The organism is Clostridium sediminicola (assembly GCF_050402865.1).
GTDB classification, from domain to species: Bacteria; Bacillota; Clostridia; order Clostridiales; family Clostridiaceae; genus Clostridium_AF; species Clostridium_AF sediminicola.
In genome coordinates this window covers 79,565-90,773 of the sequence record NZ_BAABMF010000019.1, presented here as the reverse complement: position 1 = coordinate 90,773, position 11,209 = coordinate 79,565, and the positions used below count along the sequence as shown (strand labels likewise).

Genomic DNA, 11,209 nt, shown 5'->3' with positions numbered 1-11,209 from the left:
TTCTACAATGAAGAAAGATTTCAAAAAAAATTAGGGTGCTTGACTCCAATAGAATATCGAAATCAAGCACCAAAATGTGCATAAATTTTTAATTAAATTACCTGTCTACTTGACAAGAGTCAGTTCAAGTGGGCTTTTTTTATTACATTTCTTTTATTAAATAACTTCTTTATATTCCATGACATGTTTATGGATACCATTCCAATAAGTATAAAAATACATCCTATAAAAGTGTTACCACCAAGTTTATCTCCAATAAAAATAGAAAAAATAGCTCCAAATACTGGTTCTGCTAAAAAAATAATAGCTGCATGGGTAGGGTCAGTATATTTTTGAACTTTATTTTGAAGAAAATAAGCATATACTGTACAGAATAAAGCTAAATATAAAATAGATGAAACCGAAATCTTGTTTATTACTATATTCATATTTTCATAATAAATAGCAGGAATAAGACCAAGCAATCCGACAATTAGCATTTCTAATGAAGTAAGCAGAAATATATCACAGTTATTACTATATTTATCTACTAATAAAATTTGTGCTGCAAATGCAATTGCACAAAGTATGGTAAGAATATCGCCAATATTTAAAGTAAAACTCCCATCGTAAGACATAAAAGCTAACCCCATTATAGATAAGATAACACCAAATATTGTTTTGAATTCAGGAACTTTTTTATAAATTACTATTATTATCAAAGGAACGATTATTACATTTAAGCCGGTTAAAAAGCCAGATTTACTTGGTGAAGTGTAGAGAAGGCCTAATAGTTGTAATCCACTACCTAAAAACAAAGATAAACCAATAAAAAAAGCTGCTTTAATTGTATCTTTACTAATATTTTTAATAGACTTTATTCCAAATGGTAGTAAAATCAATGCGGATATCAAGTATCTTAATGATAAAAAACTAAAAGGTGGAATATATTTTAAAGCTACACTCATAATAGGAAAACTTGCACCCCAAAATACTGTTATAGAAAGTAAGATAAGGTCTGCCTTAAATTCTTGTTTCATATTTATACCTCTTTCATGTATATTTATAGATAAATTATTCTAGCACATATTTTTTATAAAAGCTATACCACGTTACATAATTGAAATAAAGTACGAACTAGGACAGTGACAAGTGATAAGTTACAAGTGACAAATTAAGGATGATTTTTTTGCAGAAAATCTTTAACTAAGCTTTTATCATCTTCGATGATGGAGCAATGAGCTTTTGCTACGCAAAAGGAATTTTTTTATCTTTTATTTAATTAAAAGCTTTCGCTTGCGAAAGGTATCCACAACTTGTCGCTTATCACTTGTAACTTGTCACTATAAATTTCGAACTTGTTCGTAATTTATAAAAGTTTGCTATTAAAAAAATAACAGTATTAAAAAATAAATGGTACCTTGCAATGTTCAATAGCATACTATATAATATAGTTAAAGAAATAATTATGAGGTGAACTTATGAATATTCAATTTAAAAAAGGTGTATTAGAATTATGTGTTCTGTCCTTGCTAGATAGAAGAGATTGCTATGGATATGAATTAATAAACGAAATTTCACAAAATATTTCAATTTCAGAAGGAACAATATATCCTTTATTGAGGAGGTTGAAAAAAGATGGGTATGTGACTACGTACTTGATGGAGTCGACAGAAGGACCTCCAAGAAAATATTATAAATTAACTCCAGAAGGAATAAAAACTAAAGATGAACTTGAAGATGAATGGTTTCAGTTTACAAAAAAGGTAGATAGATTTTTGAAAGGGGATGATTTAGGTGAATAAAGATAATTTTTTATTTATGTTGAAGAAGTATTTAATCGAAATTCCTGAAAATGAAAGAAATGAAATTTTATCTGACTATGAGGAGCATTTTGTAGTAGGATTAGAAAAAGGAAGAAATGAAGAAGATATTGTGAAATCACTTGGTAGTCCTAACGTAATTGCTAAACAATTAAAGGCTACTTATTATATTGATAAGGCTGAAGATGATAAAAGTACAACTAATGTATTAAGAGCTGTTTTTGCATCAGTAGCACTTGGGCTATTTAATATAATTTTTGTTTTAGGACCATTTTTGGGGTTGATTGGTGTTCTGATAGGGTTGTATGCAGTTTCTATAGGGTTTACAATTTCTGGTCTTATAATATTTATTTCTGCATTTTGGGATATATCAGTAGGAAGTATGATAAGTTTAGGAAATGTATCACAATTAAGTTTTTTATCTATCTTTTCTTTAGGTATTGGATTTGCAGGTTTGGGTGTTTTAATTGGAATAGGAGACTATTATATAACTTTAGGCTTTTTCAAAGTTATGTTAAAGTATTTGAAGGCTAATTTAAAAATAATTAAAGGAGATAAATAAATGAATAAATTTAACATGAAAAAAATTGTAATGTGGATTTCTATTGTTGTGTTTTGTGCTTTTTTAATTGCAGGAATTTCATTATATAATCAGAGAGATAAATTTTCTGGAAATTGGGACATAGAAGATCTGGACAGTAATATAAATAAAAAGTACTCAGAAAATATAAATGATGAAGAAAACTTTGCTATTAATGATGTTAGTAAAATAACAATTAAAACAGTTAGTAGTGATATTAATATTATAATAACTAAAGAGGATTCTGTAAGAGCACATTATCATGGAAAATATGTTGGAACATTAAAAAAAGCTCCTTATCTACAAGGAGACAAAACTGGAAATACAATAAAATTTGAAATTAAATATCCAAAAGTTGTTTTAGGTCTTGTTTCTATTAAAAATGATGCTGTTCTAGATATTTATTTACCAGAAAAATACAGAGAAGATATTAGCGTAGATACAGTTTCTGGAGAGTTAGAAGCTGAAAAAATAGAACTTAATGAATTTAAGTTTAGTGCAGTTTCTGGAGATTTAGATATGGATAATTTGATAACAAATAAAACAAGAATAGAAGGAACATCTTCTAAGATTAATATTTCTCAGTTCGTTGGAGATATTGAAGGGGAAACAGTATCAGGCGATTTGAGTATTGGATTCGAAGAATTTTTAAATGATATTGATTTTGATACTGTGTCAGGAGATGTTGAAATCAAATTGCCATCTCAACCTAATTTTGAACTAATTTATGAAACCGTATCAGGAGATATAAAAAATGATTATCCAATAAAATTAGATTCTTCCAAAAAAACTTTAATCGAAGGCATAGTCGGAAGTGGAAATAATAAAATCAATGTAGAAACAGTTTCGGGCAACTTAAGATTATTAGAAAAATAATCAAAATAGGAATCGAATATATTTCGGTTCTTATTTTATTGTTTTGAAGTTTAATAAAGATTATAATAAAAATAAAATGAGTAATTCTGAGTTATCAAAAGCGCTTTTAGGGAGGTATACATGAAGAAAGCTACAGCTGCAATACTAATAAAAGATAATAAAGTTATGATAGCAAAAAGAGAAAAAGAAGATAGATTTGGAGGTAAATGGGAATTTCCAGGTGGAAAATTTGAAGAAGGAGAAACTCCTGAAGAATGCTTGACTAGAGAGATAAAAGAAGAGCTTTGTATAGATATAGAAGTTGGGGATTTTTTTGATGAAAATAAATTTTCTTATTCAAAAGGAGATATTCACTTATTAGCATATTACATAAAACATATATCTGGTGAAATAAAATTGAATGTTCATGATGATATTGTTTTTGTTAATAGAGATGAAATATTAAAATATGATTTTTTAGAAGCAGATAAATTGTTTATAAAAAAATTAATAAAAGATTGTATAATTTAACTATTAGTTATAAGTAGTTGAATTATACAATTACAATAATTCCCTTTAAACTTGTTGAAAAAACATTGGATTTCCTCTTGCATGAATATGCAATTGGATGTATAATAATTAATGAATTAAAGATGATTTAGGGGGAAATTATAATGAATAAATTAAAAAAAGGTTTAATGGTATTGATGACTTCTGTGATGTTAGTAAGTATAGCAGGATGTTCAAGTAAAAAAGATTCGTCAGGTGATGGTGTAGAAAAAACTGCTTTTGATACAATTGTTGAAAAAGGTGTTTTAACTGTTGGAAACAGTCCAGACTATCCACCATTTGAAACTATAGATGAAAAAACAGGTGAAACTGTTGGATTTGATATTGATCTTTTAAATAAGATAGGTGAAAAAATTGGAGTAGAAATAGAGCTTAAAGAAATGAGTTTCGAAACTATTGTTGAATCAGTAAAATCTGGTCAAGTTGATGTTGGGTGTTCAGGATTTTCAATTACACCTGAGCGTTTAGAAAGTGTTAATATGTCCGATCCATATCTTTCAGGCGGTCAAGTAATTGTTACAACTAAAGATTCAGGAATAAAATCAGCAGAAGATTTAAACGGAGAGCAAGTTGCAGTTGGAATAGGTTCTACATGTGCTGAAGCAGCAAAAGAAATTGAAGGTGCTGAAATTCTTGAACTTGATGATTTTAATGTTGCATTTGTTATGGTTAAAAATAATAGTGTAAAAGCTACTGTTGCAGATATTTCAGTTGCAAATGAATATTTAAATAATGATGATAGTTTTATTATAGTGGGAGAACCATTAACTATTGAAGATACTGCAATAGCTACAAAAAAAGGAAATGATAAATTAATTGAAGAGATAAATAAGGCAATTAAAGAATTAAAAGAAGATGGAACAATAGATACATTAAAAGAAAAATGGAAAGTACAATAATTACCATTGAAAGATTATTGTATATAAAGTATAATTAAATGGTTTTAAAGGGCAATTATTCTAATTGCCCATTTTTCAGGTATAGGGGGAAATATTTTGGAAGTATTTTTGAATGTTTGGGAATATAGAAACTTTTTAATTAAAGGATCTGCTATTACAATTCAAATGACATTGGGAGCTTTAGTAATTGGCCTTTTACTAGGTATGATATTAGGAATGGCTAGAATATCTAAAAATAAGATTGCTAAAAGTATAGCAGGAGTTTATTTGACAATAATTCGAGGAACTCCAATGCTATTACAAATATTATTTATTTTTGTTGGGATTCCTCAAATAGCAAAATTATTCACAGGTTCGCCTATGTCTTTAGATCCAATTACAGCTGGAACGGTTGGTATTGGAATAAATAGTGCAGCTTATGTTGCTGAAATTATTCGTTCAGGAATTCAATCTATAGATAAAGGACAAATGGAAGCAGCTCGTTCTTTAGGACTTACTCACAATCAAGCTATGAGGTACATTATATTACCTCAAGCATTTAGAAATGTAATACCACCACTTGGCAATGAGGCAATAGTATTATTAAAAGATACTTCATTGGTTTCTGCTATTGGAGGAAGAGAATTAATGAACTCTGCAAAGATTTTAGGTGCTAAATTTTATGATTATGTTGGGTTTTTGACAGGTGCAGCTATAATATATCTTGTATTTACATTCATTATTTCTAAATTAGTAAGTTTTATGGAAAGGAGATTGAAGGCAAATGATTAAAGTTTCTGGATTACATAAAAAATTTGGTAACCTTCATGTTCTCAAAGGAATAGATTCACATATATCTAAAGGTGAGGTTGTTGTTGTTATTGGACCTTCAGGATCAGGAAAAAGCACTTTTTTAAGATGTTTGAATTTATTAGAAGAACCAACTGAAGGAGAAATAGTCTTCGAAGGAATATCTATTACTGATAAAGAACAAGATATAAATAGATTAAGACAAAAAATGGGAATGGTGTTTCAACAATTTAACCTTTTCCCACATATGAGTGTTTTAGATAATATAATGTTGTCTCCAATGAAAACAAAAAATGTTTCTAAGGAAAATGCTAAGAAAAAAGCTATGGAACTTCTTGAGAGAATAAATCTTTCAGATAAAGCAAGTAGTTTTCCTAAGCAATTATCTGGCGGACAGAAGCAAAGAATAGCTATAGTAAGAGCATTAGCTATGGAACCAGATGTTATGCTATTTGATGAACCTACGTCTGCACTTGATCCTGAGATGGTTGGTGAAGTTCTGAAAGTTATGAAAGAGCTAGCGGCAGAAGGAATGACGATGGTTGTAGTAACACATGAAATGGGATTTGCTAGAGAAGTAGCAGATAGAGTAATATTCATGGATGAAGGAATAATTCAGGAAGAAGGAACTCCAGAACAGATTTTTAATAATCCACAGAATGATAGAACACAAGAATTTTTGAGTAAAGTACTTTATTAAAGACAAACCTTACGTAAACTTAATCTAAACATGTACAAAAGCTCAGGCTTCAATGAGTTTTGGACTTGTTTAGATTCTAGTTAAAGTAGTTTGTCTATAGTTTACAGTTTACAGTAAAGGAAATCTTTCGTAAACTTAAGATTTTATAAAAAGATTTTCTGAAAGAAAATTACCTTTACTGTCAACTGAACACTGTAAACTGTCAATTGTTTAAGTTTTTAGCTACATTAACAAGTTTCTGCATTGAATGTTGAAAAAAAGCATCGTATGATTCACAAAAATAGCTTAAGCCTGGTTTTTCATCTACAAAAGGTTCTCTATTTCTTCGACATCCTCCTCTACAAATCCTTAGCCATTGACATTGTCTACATTTAGGATGTACATATCTAGAAACTTCTATAAACCTCTTACCGGTATCAGCAGATAAGATTTCATCAATGTTATTTTCATTTATAGCTCCTGATTTCCATTGGTCAATAACATAAAAATCACATGGGTAAACACTACCATCTGCTTCTACTACCATCTGACAAGAACAAGTTCCATTCATATCACAGGATTCTGGTGGGTACCCCATGATCATACCAAGAAGATTATCAAAGTAACGGATACTTATAAAGTCTTTGTTCATGACATCTTTATACCAATTATCGAATAAATCAATTAAAAATTTACCAAAAGCTTTTGGAGTTAAAGAAAAATTATGTTGTCCTTGTTCTTCTCCTAAAGGGTCTAGACAAGGGATAAATTGAAGGTATTTAAAGTTATTCTTTTTAAAGAACTTATATATTTTATTTGCATGACGTGCTGTAATAGCATTAACAACAACTAAAATATTATATTCTACTTTAAATTTATTGAATAAAGCAATTGATTCCATAACTCTCTTAAAAGATCCTTTATTGTTATCATACACTCTATTTAAATCATGAATTTCTTTATAACCATCTAAGGATACTCCAACTAAAAAATTATTATCGTGTAGAAATCTTGCCCAATTTTCATCAATTATAATTCCATTAGTTTGAATAGCATGGCTTATTTTTATATTATTAGAATTATATTTTTTTTCTAATTTTATAAATTCTTTAAAAAACTCTAAACCAGCAAGGGTCGGTTCTCCCCCTTGAAAAGCGAAAGTAACACTATTTGTATCGTATGAAAGAGCTTTTTTTACTAAGTTTTCAAGAGTATCATATGACATTATACCATAGGATTTTTTTTCTCTGTTATCAGATAAAGAATGGTAGAAACAATATTTACATTGCAGATTACATAGACTTGAAGCAGGTTTTATTAAAAAACTAATAGGTCTTTTCACAATAGCCCTCTTTTCTAGTTTATTTTTTACATTTATTTAATTATAACACTATTAACCAAAATGGCAAGAAGTACAAAGATATAAAAATTGATTAGGAGTAAAAACCACTTCTTATTTATGAAAAGCTTGTAATTTTTAGAAATGAATCTATAATAGTAAATAGAATGGAGGGGAATTATGAAAAGTAAAATTTTAATTTTATTGAGTTTGGTTTTATCATTGGCAGTTTTTGTTGCTTGTGGACAAAACTCAGGAAAGAATAATTCAAATGTTATAAATGAAGGAAATTCTAATAAGGCATCAGAAAATGATACTGAAGATTCGGTAAAGGATCCATTGGAGGTTCAAGTGGTTTCGCCAGCAGGGAGTCCTACAATAAGCATGGTTAAGATGTTTAAGGAAAATCCTAAGATTGATAATGCAAACATTAAATATACTATGACACTTACAACAGATGAACTACAAGCTAAATTGGTATCAAAAGAAGCTGATTTTGCTGTTGTGCCTACGAATCTAGCAGCAAAATTATATAATAAAGGTATTGAGTATACCCTTGCTGCTCCAGTTGTATGGGGAAATCTTTATCTTATTGGTAATGAGAAAATTAATGATTTAAACGAATTGAAGGGTAAAGAAATTTATACTATTGGTAAAGGCTTAACACCGGATATCCTGTTTAGACATCTACTAGAAGCTAATGGTATTGATCCTGATAATGACGTTAAATTAACTTATTTAAGTGGTGGTTCTGAGTTAGCTTCAAACTATATTGCAGGAAAAAGTAATTTAACTATAATGCCTGAACCAATGCTAACAATAGTTAAAAGCAAAAAAACAGAAACAGAATTAATTATGGATTTACAAGAGGAGTGGAATAAGCAGAATGGATCTAAACTTGGATATCCACAGGCTTCACTTATTGTAAAGACTAAACTTGTGGAAGAAAACAAAGAATTTGTGGAAAATTTCATACAAGAATTTGAAAATAGTGTTCAATGGCTAGAAAAAGATTCTAGTACTGCAGGTATTTACTATAATGAATTAGTGACAAGTATTGATGGTAAAGTAGTTGAAAAATCTTTACCTGGATCAAACATTAAATATAAGGATGCCGAAGATGTTAAAGTTGATATAGAAAAATATTTGAATATATTAATGGACTTTTCTAAAGATTCTATAGGGGGAAAGTTGCCAGATGAAGGATTCTATCTCGAAAAATAATTTTTTTTATAAAAAATTTAAAGATAAGATTTTTTCATTATTAGTTTTCTTAGGCACAATAATACTATGGAAAATAACATCAGTTATAGTGGGGAAGGATATAATTATTCCTTCTCCTGAAAAGACGTTATTAAGAATGATTGAAATTATTAAGGAAAAAGATTTTGCAATTATTGTATTCAGTACGATATTTAGAACGCTGTTAAGCTTTTTTCTATCCTTAATATTGGCATTATCCTTTGGAATACTTTCTTCGGTTTATAAAAGGATTTATTTGATTATTAATCCTATAGTTTCTATTATAAGAAGTACTCCAACAATGGCAATAATACTATTAGCTTTAATTTGGCTTGGGGGAGAAAAGTCACCTATTTTTATTGGATTTATAGTAGTATTCCCAATTTTATATAGCAACGTAATGGAAGGTTTTAAAAATGTTGATGTGAAGTTGATAGAAATGGCTCAGATATACGAAGTTAGTAATAATCATATTATAAGAAATATTTATATTCCTTCAATCCGAAACTATTTATTTGCAGGAATTAATGCTGCGCTTGGATTGAATTTTAAGGTTATGATTTCAGCAGAGGTTATGGGACAACCTTCATATGCAATGGGCACAAATTTATTTATTGAGAAAATAAATTTAGAAATGAGTGGTGTTTTTGCTTGGGCAATCATTTTAATAGTTATTGCAACTTTTTTTGATTTTCTTATTAGCAAGATGGTTAAACCACAAAATAAGTTTTAGGGTATTGACATCAATTTATAAATATTGCGTCATAATATCTTAGAACAGAGTTTAAAAAAATACAGAGCCTTTCAATAAAAAAATGGATGTGAAAAAGTTGTTGAATTTAAAAAATATACATAAAAAGTTCGATAATCTATATGTAGTGAGCGATTTAAATATGAGTATACCTAATAATAGAATTATTTCGATTTTAGGTCCTTCTGGATGTGGGAAAACAACAATATTAAATATAATTGCATCCTTAATAGAAAAAGATAGTGGAGAAATAATTGGAGTCGGTGATCAAAAAATTAGTTATTTGTTTCAAGACCCAAGATTAATCCCTTGGAAAACAGTATATGAGAATGTAGAATTTGTTTTAAATAATAAATTATCAAAAGATAGAGATGAAAATACTATATGTGAATTTCTAAAAGAAGTAGAATTAGAAGAATTTAAAGATTATTATCCTCGGAATTTAAGTGGTGGTATGAAGCAAAGAACAGCTTTGGCAAGAGCTTTCGCCTATCCAGCAGATATACTTCTAATGGATGAGCCTTTTAAGTCTTTAGATTTGGAACTTAGATATAATTTAATGAAAAAATTTATTAATATGTGGGAAAACCATAAGAGAACAGTTATTTTTGTCACTCATGATGTACAAGCAGCGGTGTTTTTGAGCCATAAAATTTTCATATTATCTCAAAAGCCAACAAAAGTTGAAGAAGAAATTGAAAATACTATTTCAATGGAAGATAGGTATTTTTATAATGAAGAATTTTTGGAATTAGAAAAAGTAATATATGAGAAATTAACTAAAAAATAATTTTAATATTGTAATATGGTTAAATCACAAAAGGTAAGTTGAACTAAATTACTTTTTGTGGTTTAACCGTAATATTAGATATTTACCTTACTTAATATAAGTGAGGTTTTTTTTATGCTTTTTATTTTTTTGTTTATATTTATTTTGGGATTTAAAAACATAAAATAGATTTTTTTTTAGTAATAATTAAATAAGATTTAAATGTAAATTTTCAACTTAACACTAAATTTAAAGGAGAGATCAAATGAGTTTAGACGGTGTTAATATAGATTTATTTATTAGTTTATTATTAATAGGTGTTTTATTTACCGGCTTAGAAATATTGATGGTAGAGCAATTTCATGAGTTGAGAATTGAAAAAAATAAAAAAGAATTAAGAAAAAAAACAAGAAGGATAAAGTTTACTATAAAATCAAATAACAATACGGTAAAAGAATTTAATAAAATTTTATATAAAGATATTATTATTGGTAGAGAAGCTGCATTCACACAATTAAGTATAAATGATAAATATATATCTTCCGTACACAGTAAAATAATACTTGAATGCAATAATGTTTATATAAAAGACTTAAATTCTAACTATGGAACTTTCTTAAATGGCAATAGAATAAAGGAATTTACTATTGTAAGAGATGGAGATGTTTTAGTGTTAGGAAATACGGAAATGATTATATATTTAAGTGATTTTGTATAAATAAATTAGAATGAAGGACACATTTGAAATAAAAAACGAAAAAAATGATTAGTTAAGAGTTAAAAGTTAAGGAAAGAGATCGTTGAAGAATAACTTCTACTAATTTCTTTCAAAAAACATATAGAGTTTTCAATTCAACTAATTATTTATACAAGTACAAAACTCATAAATACTTGAGATTTTGTACATGTATAAATAAAGTTTCGTAATAAAAAC

Annotated in this window: 13 protein-coding genes; 11 read left to right on the top strand and 2 right to left on the bottom strand. The window is 28.0% G+C overall.

Annotated features, from left to right (window positions below):
* Positions 1-119: 119 nt before the first annotated feature.
* Positions 120-1,019, bottom strand: coding sequence for a DMT family transporter (locus ACQ3F0_RS21960; RefSeq protein ID WP_428867871.1), 900 nt, complete (start codon positions 1,017-1,019; stop codon positions 120-122).
* Positions 1,020-1,460: 441 nt separating this feature from the next.
* On the opposite strand from ACQ3F0_RS21960, the gene ACQ3F0_RS21955 reads away from it, so the two are divergent.
* The 7 genes from ACQ3F0_RS21955 (at position 1,461) to ACQ3F0_RS21925 (ending at position 6,195) form a co-directional block, all read left to right on the top strand.
* The gene (locus ACQ3F0_RS21955) at positions 1,461-1,784 is read left to right on the top strand and encodes a PadR family transcriptional regulator (RefSeq protein ID WP_428867870.1); all 324 of its coding nucleotides are present in this window, start codon (positions 1,461-1,463) and stop codon (positions 1,782-1,784) included.
* Positions 1,777-2,364: an HAAS signaling domain-containing protein gene (locus tag ACQ3F0_RS21950; protein ID WP_428867869.1), complete on the top strand. Its 588-nt coding sequence runs from the start codon at positions 1,777-1,779 to the stop codon at positions 2,362-2,364. Before ACQ3F0_RS21955 ends, ACQ3F0_RS21950 begins: the two co-directional genes overlap by 8 nt.
* Positions 2,365-3,258 carry a DUF4097 family beta strand repeat-containing protein gene (locus ACQ3F0_RS21945; RefSeq protein WP_428867868.1) on the top strand — a complete coding sequence of 298 codons (894 nt, stop codon included), beginning with the start codon at positions 2,365-2,367 and terminating at the stop codon, positions 3,256-3,258.
* A gap of 120 nt (positions 3,259-3,378) precedes the next feature.
* Positions 3,379-3,768, top strand: coding sequence for a (deoxy)nucleoside triphosphate pyrophosphohydrolase (locus ACQ3F0_RS21940; protein WP_428867867.1), 390 nt, complete (start codon positions 3,379-3,381; stop codon positions 3,766-3,768).
* A gap of 143 nt (positions 3,769-3,911) precedes the next feature.
* Positions 3,912-4,706, top strand: coding sequence for a basic amino acid ABC transporter substrate-binding protein (locus ACQ3F0_RS21935; protein WP_428867866.1), 795 nt, complete (start codon positions 3,912-3,914; stop codon positions 4,704-4,706).
* A 96-nt stretch (positions 4,707-4,802) separates the two neighbouring features.
* Positions 4,803-5,477 (top strand): amino acid ABC transporter permease, encoded by a 675-nt coding sequence (locus tag ACQ3F0_RS21930; protein ID WP_428867865.1) that lies wholly within the window; start codon positions 4,803-4,805, stop codon positions 5,475-5,477.
* Entirely contained in the window at positions 5,470-6,195 is a 726-nt protein-coding gene (locus tag ACQ3F0_RS21925) for an amino acid ABC transporter ATP-binding protein (RefSeq protein WP_428867864.1), read from the top strand. The genes ACQ3F0_RS21930 and ACQ3F0_RS21925 overlap by 8 nt, the downstream gene beginning before the upstream one ends.
* A gap of 202 nt (positions 6,196-6,397) precedes the next feature.
* Here the strand turns inward: ACQ3F0_RS21925 and ACQ3F0_RS21920 are convergent, their stop codons facing one another.
* A complete protein-coding gene (locus tag ACQ3F0_RS21920) occupies positions 6,398-7,516 on the bottom strand; it encodes an anaerobic sulfatase maturase (protein ID WP_428867863.1) in 1,119 nt (372 codons plus the stop codon).
* 177 nt (positions 7,517-7,693) lie between these two features.
* Between ACQ3F0_RS21920 and ACQ3F0_RS21915 the strand changes: the two genes are divergently transcribed.
* The 4 genes from ACQ3F0_RS21915 (at position 7,694) to ACQ3F0_RS21900 (ending at position 10,993) form a co-directional block, all read left to right on the top strand.
* A complete protein-coding gene (locus ACQ3F0_RS21915; RefSeq protein WP_428867862.1) occupies positions 7,694-8,737 on the top strand; it encodes an ABC transporter substrate-binding protein in 1,044 nt (347 codons plus the stop codon).
* Positions 8,712-9,488, top strand: coding sequence for an ABC transporter permease (locus ACQ3F0_RS21910; RefSeq protein WP_428867861.1), 777 nt, complete (start codon positions 8,712-8,714; stop codon positions 9,486-9,488). The genes ACQ3F0_RS21915 and ACQ3F0_RS21910 overlap by 26 nt, the downstream gene beginning before the upstream one ends.
* 97 nt (positions 9,489-9,585) lie before the next feature.
* The gene (locus ACQ3F0_RS21905; RefSeq protein ID WP_428867860.1) at positions 9,586-10,296 is read left to right on the top strand and encodes an ABC transporter ATP-binding protein; all 711 of its coding nucleotides are present in this window, start codon (positions 9,586-9,588) and stop codon (positions 10,294-10,296) included.
* Positions 10,297-10,540: 244 nt separating this feature from the next.
* Positions 10,541-10,993, top strand: a complete 453-nt coding sequence (locus tag ACQ3F0_RS21900) for an FHA domain-containing protein (RefSeq protein WP_428867859.1) — start codon at positions 10,541-10,543, stop codon at positions 10,991-10,993.
* Positions 10,994-11,209 lie beyond the last annotated feature (216 nt).